Genomic DNA, 14,327 nt, shown 5'->3' with positions numbered 1-14,327 from the left:
GTCAGCCCTCGAGTTTCCAGCGGTTGGCGCGGTAGGAGTTGGCGATCAGCTCCAGCTGGTCAGGGTTCGCTTCCCAGTACGTCGAGTGGCCGCTGACGCCCACCATCTGCGGCGTGCCCCATGGGGTGACACTAAACAGGTTGACGGCCTGGATGGTTTCTCCGCGGGCGTTCAGGCAGGTAAAGCCGATCACGACGGCGGCAGTCCGGCGGAACTCCCGGATTTCGGGCGTTGTGGTTTCAAAGTTGCTGGTGCATCGGTGGCCCACCAGGTGCTGCGGCAATTCGGCCGCGGGCATGGCCTTGAACTTCGCCTCGATCTCCTTGATGGCGCCCTGGACCTTTTCGGGCTCCTTGCCGTACTTGCCCTCTTCGGCCTCCGCAAAGAAGGCGTAGGCCAGGGCGATGCCGTCCCCGTCCCGTTCCTCCGTGCCCTGCGCTTTTTGCTGCATGGGCGTGCCGGTGGTGGGGTCTGTGGTGATCCCGAAGGTGTCATCGAGGGTCCACGACGTGGGGTACTGGAAGGATGATTCCCCCGTGACAAAGCGGCTGAAGAGCGCGTCGCCCTCGGCCGGAACAGTCGCCGGCCCCTTCAGGTCGGCCCAGCCTGGCGGCAGCGGAATGGCTCCGGCCGGAACATCGTCAGCGGTGGCATCCGACGGCGTGGCGGACTCCTCCGGCGCGGCGCTTTCCTCGGCGGCCTGGGACGTCGCCACGGGAGGCAGAGTGTCCTGGGACTGGGGCTTTGCGAAAGTGGGGATCACCCAGGCAAACACTGCTACGAGGGCCACGATCACGACCGCGGCAACAGCTCCCAGAATGATGAACAGCGTCTTTTTGTTGCTGTCGGGCGGCTGCGGAGCCGACGGCTGCGCGTATTGGCCCGGGTACTGCTGGCCCGGGTACCGTGCCTGCGTGTCTTCGTTGCCCGGGTACTGCTGGCCCGGGTACGGACCTTGGGAATGCTGCTGGCCGGGCTGCGGAGCCCGGGGGTTGTCCTCGGCGTCCCTGGGCGGTGGTGGTGGCGCGCTGTAGTTGTTGCTCATGGCGGTCCCTTTCAGGTGCTGGCAGGCATCCTGCGGTTCCCGCGGTGCCCGGTGATTTCCGACGTCGGGGACCTGCCGGCGCAGGCCGGCACAACAACTGCCGCGAACATCCCCCGATCCGCAGCTGTTGGGCACCGTGGCGCCTCTACGAGCCTAGCCGATGGGCCGGACGGCCAAAGCGTTCGCGCGCCGTCGTCATTTCCCAGGCCTCACGTGTTCCGTGGCCTGAAGAATGACAGACTGTAGCCCGGACAAGGCACATCGGCGTTGGAGGAAAAGCATGGCAAAAACAGACGAGGTCAAGGGATCACCCGCGGTTTACCGAAGCGGGCAGGAGATCGAGTGCTGGCTGACGGACATGGACGGCGTCCTGGTCCATGAAAACCAGGCTGTCCCCGGCGCGGCTGAACTGATCCAGCGCTGGGTTGACACCTCCAAGCGGTTCCTGGTGCTGACCAACAACTCCATCTTCACTCCCCGCGACCTTGCCGCGCGGCTCCGCGCGTCCGGGCTGGAGGTTCCGGAGGAGAACATCTGGACGTCTGCGCTGGCCACCGCGCAGTTCCTGAAGGACCAGGTACGCGGCTCAGGGTCCGGAAACCGGGCCTACACCATCGGCGAGGCTGGACTGACGACGGCGCTGCACGAGGCCGGCTTCATCCTCACCGACCAAGACCCGGACTTTGTGGTGCTCGGCGAAACCCGGACGTACTCATTCGAAGCCATCACCATGGCCATCCGCCTGATCCTGGCCGGCGCACGCTTTATCGCCACCAACCCTGACGCCACCGGCCCGTCCAAGGACGGCCCCATGCCCGCGACAGGTGCCATCGCTGCCCTCATTACCAAGGCCACCGGCCGGGAACCGTACGTCGTGGGCAAGCCGAATCCCATGATGTTCCGGTCGGCGATGAATCAGATCGATGCCCATTCCGAGACCACTGCCATGATCGGTGACCGGATGGACACCGACATCATCGCGGGCATGGAGGCGGGCCTGCACACGGTCCTGGTGCTGACCGGAATCACCCAGCGGGAAGACATCGCCTCCTACCCGTTCAGGCCGAACCAGGTCCTGACCTCCGTGGCGGAGCTGAAGAACCAGATCTAGAAGACCGACACGCGGGATCCCCCGCCGGGCAGGGGGAAGAACTCGTTCATGAGTTGTTCCACAACGGCCCTGTATACGGCGGGATTCCAGCCCGGACTGGCGTGAGCCGGCCGGGCGCCCTCCGTTTGGAGGTTGGTGGAGACCATGTTGGAACGGAAGGCCGCTTGCCAGGCTTCCAGTGCCGTCTGGTAACGCACAGTCTGGTCCCGGGGGTTGCCGATATAGGCCATCTTCGTCCCGCCCAGCTTCTCCACGAACCGGAGTCCGTCGAAGTGGTAGATGTAGGCGGACTCCGACTGGATGAGCACACTGGACGGCGCGATCGGGGACAGCTGTTCCCACGTCTGGTCCAGGATCTGGCGCCAGCTCCGTTCGTCCTTGTGGATCACCCGCTCCCCCAGCTCGTAGCCGCCGCGCAGCACGGACGGCACGCGGAAACCCCGCTCATAGAGGAACACCACGCCGTCGAACCAGCTCTGGTCCAGGACGTCGTGCTTGCTGTACGGGCTGGAGTCAAGCAGGATGAACGCCACTTCCACACCGTGGAGTTCACGGAGCCTTGCAGCGACCTGCGTGGCCACCATGCCGCCGAAGCTGTGGCCGTAAAAAAACAGCTTGGTGAGCTTTTTCGCCCGGACGTGCTCAATGACTGCAATGACCAGTTCGTCGATGTCCAGCCCTTGGTTTGAATACCCGACGGCGGCCAGCTTGCCGCGCTTGTTCAGCGCCCCGCGGAGGGCGTTGAGGATCCACTGTGCCTCTTCCCAGCTGGTCTTATAGCCCGGGAACAGGAACCAGCTGGCATCCGGGTAGTAGGCGTCGGCGAAGTCGTCCGGCACCTCCAGGATCCGGTTGACCCGCCGCTCCAACTGGACCCGGCGGGTGAGCAGCATATCCCCGGCCAGCAAGGCGGAGGCTCCTGCGCCCCAAAGGAATCCCCGCCGGGAGAATTCCCTAAGCCTGGCGGCGTCGGCCAGCAGCCGGGCATGGTCAGTTCCCGGCTGTTCAGGCTGTCCTTGCGGATCTGCTTCCCCCCTGTACGGCACATCTCTACCGTACGCACAGCGGAAGCCGCTGCTGCAACTCCCGGGGCAAGGCCTCCGGCGTCAGCTGGCGGCCTGGCCCTCCCTGGCTGGGTCGTACAGGCCTCCGAACGGGTTCCGCCGCGACAACTCGCAGCCGATTTCGTTGTAGCGGGCCAGCAGGTCCGAGCCGGCGAATGCTTCCGGCTCATCAAGAAGCGCAAAGATCGAATCACTGGCGGCGAGGAGTTCGTCGTCGGAATACTCGGCTAAGGGCCGGCCGAACAGTGCGTCGATGGGCGCGGGAGCCTCCCCTTGGCCGCCGTCAGCGAAGCCCTCAGTGAGCTCGTCGGTAATGGCCAGCGACAGCTCGTTGACGCCATCCTCCAGCGGGGCCGCGTCGGAGGACTGAGTGAGAACCAGCGAAACACCGCCACTGGCCAGGCCCGGAAGCGTGGCCCCGTCGATGGCGTTGAGATCGCTCCGGAGGCCAGCTAATGCTGATGATTCCACGAAGGCGGCCCTGGAGAGGTCAACGTGGACATGTGAAGGGATACCCATATCCCGAACGCGTCGGATCATCTGCACAAGTGCTGGGCGGGATTCCTCATTGAGGCTGCCCCGGATATCGATCCGGACGGTGTCGGTGAGAACGTCACGCGTAGCGAGGGCGTGTAATTTGCGGTCCATAGGTACTCCAAATAAGGGTGTCTATGGCCGACGGCTCAACCTTGGCAAGCGTATCCTTCCAGCCACCCCGGCACAAGCCATGCGGGCCTAGCCCGCCTGGGCTTGTCCCGGTTCCTGGTAATGCGTGCGCGTGCCGGACCCGCCGACGGAATCCACCAAGGACTTGGCGATATCGCGCAGCTTGGTGTTGCTGTTGCTGGACGCCTCAGTGAGGATGTGGACGGCCGCGTCCTGGCTGCAGCGGTTCTGGGCCATCACGATCCCTACGGCGATGTCGATGATGGTGCGGGATTCCAGGGTTGCGCGCAGGTTGGCGGCGCTGTCGGTGTGCAGGGAAAACCTGACGGCGAGGCGCAAGGCCTGCGAAATTTCCCTCGTATAGCCCCTAGCTTTGGCCGCCGCGCGTTCGTCGAACTTGTGCGGTACGTCCGAATAGAGGTTCAGTGCTGCCTTTGCTTCGCCCTGGAGGTTGAACGGCAGGGAGAGGACGGAGCGCAGCCCGTGGGATGCCACGGCATTGGCGTAGTCCGGACCCCAGCGGTCCTCCTCGAACAGGTCCGGGACGTTCACTTCGCGTTCCTCTTCGGCGGCAGTCAGGCACGGGCCCTGCGACAGTGAGTACTGGATTTCATCCACTTCACGGGCGGAATCGCTGCTCCAGCCGATGGTTGCGGCCTTGCGGTCGCGCAGCAGGGTGATGCCGCACAGGGCGTCGTCGCCGTCCCCTGCCACCTGGTGGGCTGAGAACCTTGCCAGCTCGTTGAGGAACTGCTCAAAATCCGCGCTGTCCAGGATGAGGTTCTGGACCTGCTCGGTGGTGTTCAAAGGGAGTTCCGGTGGGAGCATGGCGCGTTCTCCAATAGCTGCAGAAGAGGGTTGAGCAAATACTAGGACGACCCCCAGCGCCAGTCCAGCCGGCACCAGTTTAGGCGGGTGCCGGCCGGATTAGAACTAGGAAAGACCCAGTTCGTCCTTGCCGAAGGCAAAAAGGTACGGCACGCCGGTCTCGGCTTCGATTTTTTCCTTGGCTCCGGTGTCGCGGTCCACGATGACAGCCACAGCCACAACGTTGCCGCCGGCCTTGCGGACGCCCTCAACTGCGGTGAGCGCCGAGCCGCCGGTGGTGGACGTGTCCTCCAGTACCAGCACTTTCCGCCCGTCGACGGACGGGCCCTCGACCTGGCGGCCCATCCCGTAGGACTTCTGCGCCTTACGGACCACAAAGGCGTCAACCGTCCGGCCGGCGTCAACCGCGGCGTGCATCACGGCGGTGCCCACGGGGTCAGCACCCATGGTCAGTCCGCCGGCGCACTCGAAGTCGATGCCGGCGTCGTCCGCCAGTGCCAGCATGACCTGGCCTACTAACTTGGAGGCTTCGTGGTGCAAAGTGATGCGGCGCAGGTCGATGTAGTAGTCGGCCTCCGCTCCGCTGGAAAGGATCACCTTGCCGCGGACGACGGCGAGCTCCTTAATGAGTTCAAGGAGGCGGGCGCGTGCAGCAGTGGCGTCAAGAGGGGGAGTCATGGTCTCCAGTTTAGTGGTTTCCGTGCGTGCCCCGTGGCTGGTGCCGGCGGGCAAAGCCAGGCGCGTGTTCAGGCCGTGGTCCGAACGCTATGAGCCGGGGAAGGAGCCCCCGCATCCTCGGGACATGCCGGAGAACGAACAGCAGTGCCGGCGGCGGCCCGGGCGTTCTTCCGGCGAACAACGGGACGAACACTACCCGGTGCATGATGCGCTGGACTGTCTGGACAATCACGGTGGGCATCCGGCGCCGCCATTGAACGGCAGCGAGATCCTCCGCCGTGACGCGCCCGCCCAGGAGTGCCGGAGCCAGCCGGTCCGCCGCCGCCACCGCATCCTGGATGGCCAGATTAATGCCCACGCCACCTACCGGAGACATCGCATGGGCGGCGTCGCCAATGCACAACAGCCCGTCCACGTACCAGCGCCGCAGCCGGTCCAGCCGCACATCCAACCAGTGAAGGTCATCGAGCGAACGGATGGCGTCCACCCGATCCGCCAGGTCCGGGCGCAACGCGGCGACGCGTTCCCTGAAACGGTCCACGCCCTCGGAGCGGATCCTGGCGCTGTCTTCCTTGGGGGCGAGGTACCCCATTTGGTAGTAGTCGTCGCGGAACAGCGCGATCATGGCTTCGCGGTCCCGGAAGGCCGGAACGATGCCCGCCACTGCGCCTTTCTCCGAAGCGTGGCGCGGGAGCTTGAACCACCAGGTGTCGAAAGGAACCGGATACTCCTTGGGCTGCAGGTCGGCGGCCCGGCGCAGCACGGAATGGCGCCCGTCCGTAGCCACAACGAGGTCCGCATGCAGTTCCCCTTCCGTCCCGGCCCGCGTCCGGTAGCGGACACCGGCGACGCGCCCGCCGTCGAACATTAACGACGTTGCTTCATGCTCCATCAGGAGCGTGAACGAGGGTTCGCGCGCCGCCTCGGTGGCCAGGAAATTCAGGAAGTCCCACTGAGGCATCATGGCGATGTAGTTGTAAGGGGGCTTCAGTGATGCGAAATCGCCAATGGTGACCATGCCGGCGCCGGGGATGGGGAAAGCCACGCTGTTCAGCCGGCTTTGCGGGAGCCTGCGGAATGCGTCGCCCAGCCCGAGTTCGTCAATCAGCCTGATGGTGGACGCATGCACGGTGTCGCCGCGGAAATCCCGCAGGAAGTCGCCGTGCTTCTCGAGTACGGTGACCTCCACCCCGGCCCGAGCCAGCAGCAGACCCAGCATCATGCCCGCAGGCCCTCCGCCTACAACAGCGCACCCCGTCTGTTCCATGCCCCAACGCTACGCCGGGGGGCGTCACGGCGGATACGGGAGAATGCCCGTTTGCGTGTCCTCAGCCACCAAGCACCTGGCCTGGAAGTTCGGTTTTCCCTGGCACTTGCTGTTGTGGCCCCGCGGTGCCAATGGCACCGCGGGGCGAGCTTCCGACGGCGGCACGCTCCGCAGCTGCGACGCCCACCAATGCGTCGGCCACCACCTGGTCCACCGGGGAGGCGATGTCGACGACGATGCCGGCTTCGTCGGCGTCGAGCGGTTCCAACGTGGCCAGCTGTGAATCGAGCAGGGCCGGGGGCATGAAGTGGCCGGTGCGCCCTTCCGTCCGGGCCCCCAGCACCTCTTTGCTGCCGTGCAGGTGCAGGAAGATGGTATCCGGCGCCTGGGCGCGGATGGCGTCGCGGTAGCTGCGGCGCAGGGCCGAGCAGGCGAGTACCAGTCCGCCGTTCCCGGCGGCCGCGAGCTCACTGCCCACCGTAGCGAGCCACGGCCACCGGTCCTCGTCCGTGAGCGGCGTTCCGGCAGCCATCTTGGCGACGTTCTCCACCGGGTGGAGCGAGTCGCCGTCGAGGAACGGGACGCCCAGCTCACGGGCCACCAGGTCACCTATCGTGGTCTTGCCGCAACCCGAGACGCCCATGACGATGATGCGATGCTTTGTCATGTCCACTGCCTCACCAGTCATGGACGGTGCCGTCAACGAGGCGGTTGTAGGGCAGGTAGGCCTGCTGGTACGGGTAGGCCGCTGCTGCCTCTTCGTTGAATTCGACGCCGATGCCGGGCTTGTCGCCCGGGTGCAGGTAGCCGTCCACGAAGGTCATGGACTGCTCGAAGACCTCGTTGGTCTTGTCCGAGTGCTGCATGTACTCCTGGATGCCGTAGTTGTGGATGGCCAGGCCCACGTGCAGCTGCGCGGCGAAACCCACCGGAGAGATGTCGGTGGGGCCGTGGAAACCGGACTTGATCTGGTACTGCGCGGCGAAGTCCATCACCTTCTTCAAAGGGGAGATCCCGCCAAAGTGCGTGGAGGCGGCGCGGACGTAGTCGATCAGCTGTTCCTTGATCAGGGTCTGGTAGTCGAACACGGTGTTGAAGATTTCCCCGATGGCCAGCGGGGTCGTGGTGTGCTGCCGGACCAGCCGCAGGCCCTCCTGGTTTTCGGCCGGGGTGCAGTCCTCAAGCCAGAACAGGTCATACGGTTCCAGGGCCTTTCCCAGCTTGGCGGCCTGGATGGGGGTCATGCGGTGGTGGCCGTCATGCAGCAACGGGATTTCCGGGCCGAATTCGTTCCGGACTGCTTCGAACACGGTGGGCAGGTGGCGCAGGTAGGCCCGGGTGTCCCAGTCCTCCTCCACCGGGAACGCGCCGCGGCCGGCGGGCTCGTAATCGTAGCGCTCGCCGGAGGCCTGCGCCTGGGCGGCCACCCCGTAGACGGCCTTGATGCCCGGAACGGCGGTCTGGATACGGATGGACTTGTAGCCCAGCTCCAGGTGCTCCCGGACCGAATCGAACAACGACTCGATGTCGGCGCCGGACGCGTGGCCGTAGGCGCGCAACCCGTTCCGGGACGCCCCGCCCAGCAGCTGATACACCGGCATGCCCGCCATTTTGCCTTTGATGTCCCACAGTGCCATGTCCACTGCGGCGATCGCGGCCATGGTGACCGGCCCGCGGCGCCAGTACGAGGACCGGTACAGGAACTGCCAAGTATCTTCGATCCGGTGCGGGTCCTTGCCGATCAGCAGCTGCGCGACGTGCTCCTTCAGATACGCGGCAACGGCAAGCTCGCGCCCGTTCAAGGTGGCGTCGCCGATGCCGGTCACCCCGTCCTCCGTGGTGATCCGGAGGGTTACGAAGTTACGGGATGGGCTTGTTACGAATACTTCTGCTGCGACAATCTTCATGAAGTTCAGCTGTTCCTTCCAGAAATCAGGCGGGCGGCGGTTGTGGTTGTAGTGGCGTTCTTGGAGAAGGTGCCGCACAGGCCGGCTACCAGGGCAACGGTCTGTTCGTCGTCGCCGAGCCCATGGCTGACGAGGTTGAGGAGGGCGGCCACCCGATCGAGGCCATGGGCCCCGTTCGCCGCACCGATGGCCTCGGACAGCGGGTCCTGGAGCTTTTCGTTGGCGGCCGCATAGTCGATCCAGGCCGCCAGCATCATGGCGCTGCCGGCACCGGAGCGCCCCCGGGATCTTTCGGCTGCCAGGACCGGCAAGGCCCTCATGCGAAGCTTGGTGGACCCATCCACAGCGATCTGGGACAGATGGTGCGCGATCCGTGCGTTGCCGAAACGGGCGACCAGTGCCTCCCGATATTCAGGTATATGCAGGTTTTCGTCGGGCAGATGTTGTGCGGCCTCATCCCAGAAGGCCTCCACCGCGTCCCGGCAGAGCCGATCCTCGAGCGCTTCGGCCACCGTGGTGTGCCCACGCAACTGACCGGCATAGGCCAGGAGGGAGTGCGCTCCGTTCAGCAGCCACAGTTTGCGGTTTTCGTACGGTTCGATGTCGTCCACCAGGACGGCACCGGCGTCTTCCCAGCGTGGCCTGCCCTTCGGGAAATTCCCGCTGATTACCCAGTCCCGGAAAGGCTCTGCGACCACAGGCGAGGTGTCCCGGTAGCCACAGGAATCCTGCACCCGGGCAATATCGGCGTCGGTGGTCCGGGGGGTGATGCGGTCGACGGAAGTGCTGACGAAACTGACGTTCGCACCGATCCATTGGGCAAGCTCCCCGTCCCAGGCCTCGGCGAGTCCCATGATCGAACGCCGGGCGACTTCTCCGTTGCCGGACAGGTTGTCGCAACTGACAACGGCGATCGGCCCGGCAGCAGCTTCCTTGCGGGCGGCGAGGGCTGAAACGAGCCGGCCAAGCGGAGTGGCCGGGCTTTCGCCGGTACCGCCATCGCCGGCCAGGACCGTGAGATCGCCGGCAAACCCAGGAGCGCCTGCGTCAAAGCGGCCGTTGGAGTCCAGTCCGTACGCGGCTTCGGTGATGGTCAGCGTGACCATCGCGGTTTCCGGCGCTGAGACCATGTCCCGGAGGCGCCCGACGTCGGCGCCGTCCACCGCTTCGGAAACACTGCCGATGATTTCGAAACTGTCCCCGTTGCCTGAGCGCTCAATCAGGGTGAAGAGGCCGTCCTGTGCCGCAAGCGCCAGGGCTGCGTCAGGCCTGCGCCCCGTGAATGCGGCGATCCCCCATTCGGGTCCGTCACCGGCGTGCTGGGTGTACCACGCCTCGTGTGACCGGTGGAATGCCCCGAGGCCAAGATGGACAATCCGCACCGGCGCTTTGGGAAGGCCGGTGAGCGCCCGGTTAAGGACGGGCACTGCGCTCACAGCTTGAACACCCTTCGCGGGGAAGCATCCACGATATCCACGATAAGTTCGTGCGCGCGCTCTTCACTGATCCGGTGCTCGGCCACCAGGCGCGCCAGGAAGGCGGCTTCGATCCGGCGCGACGTGTCGTGGCGTGCCGGGATGGAGCAGAACGCCCGCGTATCGTCGATGAACCCGGAGGATCGTGAGAAACCGGCCGTTTCCGTCACTGCGGAACGGAAGCGCAGCATCGCATCGGGCGCGTCCAGGAACCACCAGGGGGCTCCGATATACACGGACGGATAGAAACCTGCCAGCGGCGCCAATTCCCGGGAGAACACGGTCTCGTCCAAAGTGAACAGCACCAGGTGGAAGTCCTTGGCGGTGCCAAAGTCCTGCAGCAGCGGCCGGATGGCCTCGGTGTAGTTCACGGCGAACGGAATGTCGTGCCCCGTGTCCGCGCCGAAGGCCTCGAACGTGGGGCCGTGGTGGTTGCGGTAGGAACCCGGATGTAGGGTCATGACCAACCCGTCTTCCACTGACATCCTGGCCATCTGGTAGATCATGTGGGCTTCGAAGGCCTCGCAGTCTTCCGGTGTGGCTTTCCCCGCACGGGCGCGCTCGAACAGCCGCCCCGCGTCGGAGGGGTCCAGCTTGAGGGTGGCCGGGGTACGGACGCCGTGGTCGGCGGACACCGCGCCGTGTTGCACGAAATGGCGCCGCCTTGATTCCAGGGCCTCAATGTATCCGGTGTATCCGGCAGCCCCGGAGCCCGCGGCGATGAGGCGTTCCACATTGTCCTGCCACGCTGGATGGGCGATGTTGAGGTACTGGTCGGGACGGAAGGTAGGCAGGACGCGGCCAGCGAAGGCAGGGTCGGCGGCCAATGCAGCATGGCTGTCCAGCGAGTCCAGCGGATCATCCGTGGTGGCCAGCACCTCGATGTTGAACTCCTTGAACAACTCCCGCGGCCGGAACCCTGGTTCGCCTAGCTTGGCCGAGATCATGTCGTAGATCCTGTCGGCGTTCTCCTCGGTGGGCTCCTCGTGCAGTCCGAAGACGTGCTCGAATTCCTGCCGGAGCCAGTAGCCGGACGCGGTTCCCTCGAACTGGGGCCAGGCGGCAGAGAAACTGCGCCAAATCTCGCGGGAGTCTGACGTCTGGCCGCCGAGTCCTAACTTGTCCATCGCGATTCCACCGGCGTGGATGAGGCGGGTCACGTAGTGGTCCGGCGTCACCAGGAGAGCGGCGGGATCGGGGAAGGGCAGGTTTTCTTCAATAGTGACTGCGTCCACATGTCCGTGGGGGGAGATGATGGGGAGGCCCGCCACGCGGTTATAGAGGGACCGGGCTATCTCCCTTACGCCGGGTTCGGCAGGGAGGAGCCGGTCGGGATGCGCTGCTACGGAATATGACATGGTCTCAACGTGCCCCGGCGCCGGCGGTGAGCCCGGCGATCGCCGCCGTGCGCCGCACGTAGTCAAGGTTGCCGGCAGTACGTTCGGCCAGTGGAAGCTCTGTTGAGAAATCCTCCACTGTAACCCAGCCGTCGTAGCCATGTGCCGCCAGTGCCTTGAAGTACTCCAGGACGCTGCCCTGTCCAGACTGCAGCGGCGCCCACTCATTCCGGAAGACTGCGGCGCCGGACGGGTCGGGCGCATCCTGGCGAATCCACACGGCATTTTTGACATGGATGTGTGCCAGATATTCCCCCAGCAACTCAAAGGCGGGAAGGTAGTCTTCCTGGCCTTCGATCAGCAGGTTGCCCAAGTCATGAATTACCCCCACATGCTTGGGGTCCAGGCCCTCCAGCAGCCGGCGGGCTGATGATGCCGACGCCGTGATGGTGCGATGGTGGAGTTCCACCAAGGCCTTCACGCCGTGGTGGGCTGCCCGTTCGGCTATCCATTCGAAATCGCGCCGGGCTTCCTCAAACAGGACAGGGTAAGGAATTCCGCTGGGCTCTTCGTCCCCCCAGCCCGCGGTTCCGAGCGGAAGCGTGGTGACGCGGACCTGGCCGGCACCCAAGGCGGCAGTGGCCGCCAGCATACGTTCGACGTCGTCGTGGTTATCGCATCGCGCGTAGCCGCCGATGCCCGAGAACTCCAGGCCGGCGTCGCGGGTGATGCCGGCAACCCACTCCAGGTTGTTTTCGAGGCCGGTCAGCGGGATGGTTGCGTTATTGCCGGCCCAGAAACCGGGTACAGACGCCTCCGCCTGGTCCGTGATCCGCCACTCGATGCCGTCCCATCCCTGGGCAGCCAGGGTGGCAGCGGCTACTTCCGGAGTCCAGTCGGGTGTGGAGGCCGTGAATACTGAGAATTTCATCTGGTCAGGCGCTTTCTGTCGGCGTGGTGCCAGTTCGGACTTCTAGGTCGTTGTATTTCCCCGCCAGGACGTCTTCAAACAGGACAGCCTGGTTCAGCGTGGCCGATATGTAGACGGCGCGCACGGTGGCCAGGGCATTGACGGCGTCAGTGACAGTCACTCCGGGCTGGCGGCCCTCGGCAACGGCCCCAAGGATGTCGCGGTACTGCCGGATGTGCCCTGCCGGATACACCGTCGGATCTTTGGCCTCATAGTCCTCCTCGGGATACTTGGCCAGCTCCTCCTGGGCCTGGTTTCCTCCTCCTTGCAGCCCCATGTCCGACGAGGCTCCGCCAGCGTCCTTGGCATGGAAGTACTGAAGCTGGTCGTTGTCCACCACCGCGGAGCCTTCCGAACCCATCAACTGGACCCTTACTGTCAGTCCCGGGTAGGCGGCAGTAGTGGCGTGCAGGACTGCAAGGCCGCCGTTCTCAAACGTCACAGTGGCAACTGCGGTGTCCTCGACCTCGATCCGTTCGTGAGCCAGGCGGGCCGTATGGGCATGGATCTCGACCGGCCTTCCCATAAACCACAGCAGCAGGTCGACCGTGTGTACGCCCTGGTTCATCAGGGCTCCACCGCCGTCCATGGACCACGTGCCGCGCCAGTCACCGGAATCGTAGTAGTTCTGCCCGCGCCACCACGCGACCGAGGCGATCGCGGACGTGAGCCGGCCAAACCGGCCCTTGGCGACGGCGTCGGCAACGGCAACGCTCGCCTGGTCAAAACGGTGCTGGCTGATGACGGAAGCGACCACGCCGCTGCGTGCGGCTTCGTTTGCCGCAGCTTCGATCTCCTGGGCGCGGCTCAGGTCCACGTCCAGCGGCTTTTCAATGACCACATGCTTGCCGGCAGCCAAAACTTCCAGGCTCTGCTGGATGTGCAGTCCGCTGGGCGTGGCCAGCGCCACCAGGTCGATGTCGGCTGCGCCCAAAGCCTCCTCGATGGACGTGTGCACCGTCGGTCTGGGCCGCCCGCTGGCTTCGATAAAGTCCGCAAGCGAGTCGGCTGCGTCCGGGAGGGCGTCGATCAACGCCACGATGCTCGTCTCCGGAAACTCCTGCAGGGCAACTGCGTGCGTGCGGCCGATGACGCCGCAACCGGTGATGGCAATCTTCAACGGGTCGTTCATGCTGTCTGGACTCCTGCTTCTGCGGTGACTTTGGCAAACGCCCGGGCGGCGATGCCAAAAGCGGTGGGACCGGAGAACCCTCCGAGGCCATGCGCGCCGGCCAGATGCGGCTCCAGGGATGCGAAGCCCGTGTAGCCGTCAGCCTTGAGCGCCTCAACGGTGCGTAGAAGATCGCCGTCGCCCTCCCCGGCAGGAACCACGTGTCCGTTGGCGAACAAGGCATCTTTGACCTGCAGGTACTCCAGGTAGGGGCGGAGCTTTGCGTAGGCCTCGTCAAACGGCTTTACTCCGACCTGCACGAAGTTGGCAGCGTCCCAGGCGACTTTCAGCGCGGGTGAGTTCACGGTTTCAATGATGTCCAGCACACGGTCCGGAACGTCACCGAAGATGTCCTTCTCGTTTTCATGCAGCAGGATCACGCCTTCTTCCTCGGCTACCGCCGCCAGTGCGCTCATCCGTTCGATGACGGCATCGCGGATGCTGTCCACTGGAACGGATTCGCCGTAGTAGAAGGAAAAGATCCGGATGTACCTGGCCCGAAGGACCTTGGCGGCTTTGGCGGCACGGCGCAGGCGGGTCACTTCATGTTCCACCGGGAGGCTGACGTCCACTTTGCCTATTGGTGACGCGATCGCGGAGACCAGCATGTCCTTCTCTTCAAGCAGCTTGGCCAGGGCCGCGAGCTGGTCATCGGAAAGGTCCACGATGTTGGTGCCCCACGCGCTTCGCACCTCGATGTGGTTCGCCCCAAGGGCCTGCAACACTGCGATCTGCACAGCCGGGTCGTCGTCGATCTCATCGCCGAATCCCGACAGGGCCCACGGGGCCTGGGTGGCTGGAACCATGG

The 14,327-nt window shown here is 65.0% G+C and carries 14 protein-coding genes; 1 reads left to right on the top strand and 13 read right to left on the bottom strand.

The window, feature by feature from the left end; genetic code table 11:
• Position 1: 1 nt before the first annotated feature.
• On the bottom strand, positions 2 to 1,045 hold the full coding sequence (locus V9L17_RS13750; protein ID WP_337351834.1) for a hypothetical protein: 1,044 nt from the start codon (positions 1,043 to 1,045) through the stop codon (positions 2 to 4).
• A 280-nt stretch (positions 1,046 to 1,325) separates the two neighbouring features.
• Here V9L17_RS13750 and V9L17_RS13745 point away from each other — a divergent pair, with 280 nt between their 5' ends.
• Positions 1,326 to 2,156 carry an HAD-IIA family hydrolase gene (locus V9L17_RS13745; protein ID WP_337346996.1) on the top strand — a complete coding sequence of 277 codons (831 nt, stop codon included), beginning with the start codon at positions 1,326 to 1,328 and terminating at the stop codon, positions 2,154 to 2,156.
• On the opposite strand, the gene V9L17_RS13740 is transcribed toward V9L17_RS13745, so the two are convergent.
• The 12 genes from V9L17_RS13740 to V9L17_RS13685 all read right to left on the bottom strand — a co-directional run bounded on the left by V9L17_RS13740 (position 2,153) and on the right by V9L17_RS13685 (position 14,325).
• Positions 2,153 to 3,202, bottom strand: coding sequence for a thioesterase domain-containing protein (locus V9L17_RS13740; protein WP_337346997.1), 1,050 nt, complete (start codon positions 3,200 to 3,202; stop codon positions 2,153 to 2,155). The two genes, V9L17_RS13745 and V9L17_RS13740, sit on opposite strands and share 4 nt — an antisense overlap.
• Positions 3,203 to 3,262: 60 nt before the next feature.
• A complete protein-coding gene (locus tag V9L17_RS13735; protein ID WP_337346998.1) occupies positions 3,263 to 3,868 on the bottom strand; it encodes a hypothetical protein in 606 nt (201 codons plus the stop codon).
• 87 nt (positions 3,869 to 3,955) lie between these two features.
• Positions 3,956 to 4,714, bottom strand: a complete 759-nt coding sequence (locus tag V9L17_RS13730; RefSeq protein WP_337346999.1) for a GAF and ANTAR domain-containing protein — start codon at positions 4,712 to 4,714, stop codon at positions 3,956 to 3,958.
• Between the two features lie 105 nt (positions 4,715 to 4,819).
• Complete coding sequence (gene pyrE, locus V9L17_RS13725; RefSeq protein WP_337347000.1) at positions 4,820 to 5,392, bottom strand: orotate phosphoribosyltransferase; 573 nt, start codon at positions 5,390 to 5,392, stop codon at positions 4,820 to 4,822.
• A 10-nt stretch (positions 5,393 to 5,402) separates the two neighbouring features.
• On the bottom strand, positions 5,403 to 6,659 hold the full coding sequence (locus tag V9L17_RS13720) for an FAD-dependent oxidoreductase (protein ID WP_337351833.1): 1,257 nt from the start codon (positions 6,657 to 6,659) through the stop codon (positions 5,403 to 5,405).
• Between the two features lie 61 nt (positions 6,660 to 6,720).
• On the bottom strand, positions 6,721 to 7,326 hold the full coding sequence (locus V9L17_RS13715; RefSeq protein WP_443198037.1) for a gluconokinase: 606 nt from the start codon (positions 7,324 to 7,326) through the stop codon (positions 6,721 to 6,723).
• Positions 7,327 to 7,336: 10 nt separating this feature from the next.
• Complete coding sequence (gene manD, locus V9L17_RS13710) at positions 7,337 to 8,566, bottom strand: D-mannonate dehydratase ManD (RefSeq protein ID WP_337351832.1); 1,230 nt, start codon at positions 8,564 to 8,566, stop codon at positions 7,337 to 7,339.
• 5 nt (positions 8,567 to 8,571) lie between these two features.
• Entirely contained in the window at positions 8,572 to 10,002 is a 1,431-nt protein-coding gene (locus V9L17_RS13705; protein ID WP_337351831.1) for a mannitol dehydrogenase family protein, read from the bottom strand.
• Entirely contained in the window at positions 9,999 to 11,399 is a 1,401-nt protein-coding gene (gene uxaC, locus V9L17_RS13700; protein ID WP_337351830.1) for a glucuronate isomerase, read from the bottom strand. The genes V9L17_RS13705 and uxaC overlap by 4 nt, the downstream gene beginning before the upstream one ends.
• A 4-nt stretch (positions 11,400 to 11,403) precedes the next feature.
• Positions 11,404 to 12,309 carry a sugar phosphate isomerase/epimerase family protein gene (locus V9L17_RS13695; protein WP_337351829.1) on the bottom strand — a complete coding sequence of 302 codons (906 nt, stop codon included), beginning with the start codon at positions 12,307 to 12,309 and terminating at the stop codon, positions 11,404 to 11,406.
• Positions 12,310 to 12,313: 4 nt separating this feature from the next.
• Entirely contained in the window at positions 12,314 to 13,480 is a 1,167-nt protein-coding gene (locus V9L17_RS13690) for a Gfo/Idh/MocA family protein (RefSeq protein ID WP_337351828.1), read from the bottom strand.
• Positions 13,477 to 14,325 (bottom strand): sugar phosphate isomerase/epimerase family protein, encoded by an 849-nt coding sequence (locus V9L17_RS13685; RefSeq protein ID WP_337347007.1) that lies wholly within the window; start codon positions 14,323 to 14,325, stop codon positions 13,477 to 13,479. Before V9L17_RS13685 ends, V9L17_RS13690 begins: the two co-directional genes overlap by 4 nt.
• Between the last annotated feature and the right edge of the window lie 2 nt (positions 14,326 to 14,327).

Origin of the sequence: Pseudarthrobacter sp. CCNWLW207 (assembly GCF_037203945.1) — a bacterium.
Taxonomy (GTDB): Bacteria; Actinomycetota; Actinomycetes; order Actinomycetales; family Micrococcaceae; genus Arthrobacter.
The sequence above is the reverse complement of the archived record's forward strand: the minus strand, read 5'-3'. Positions and strand labels throughout refer to the sequence as shown.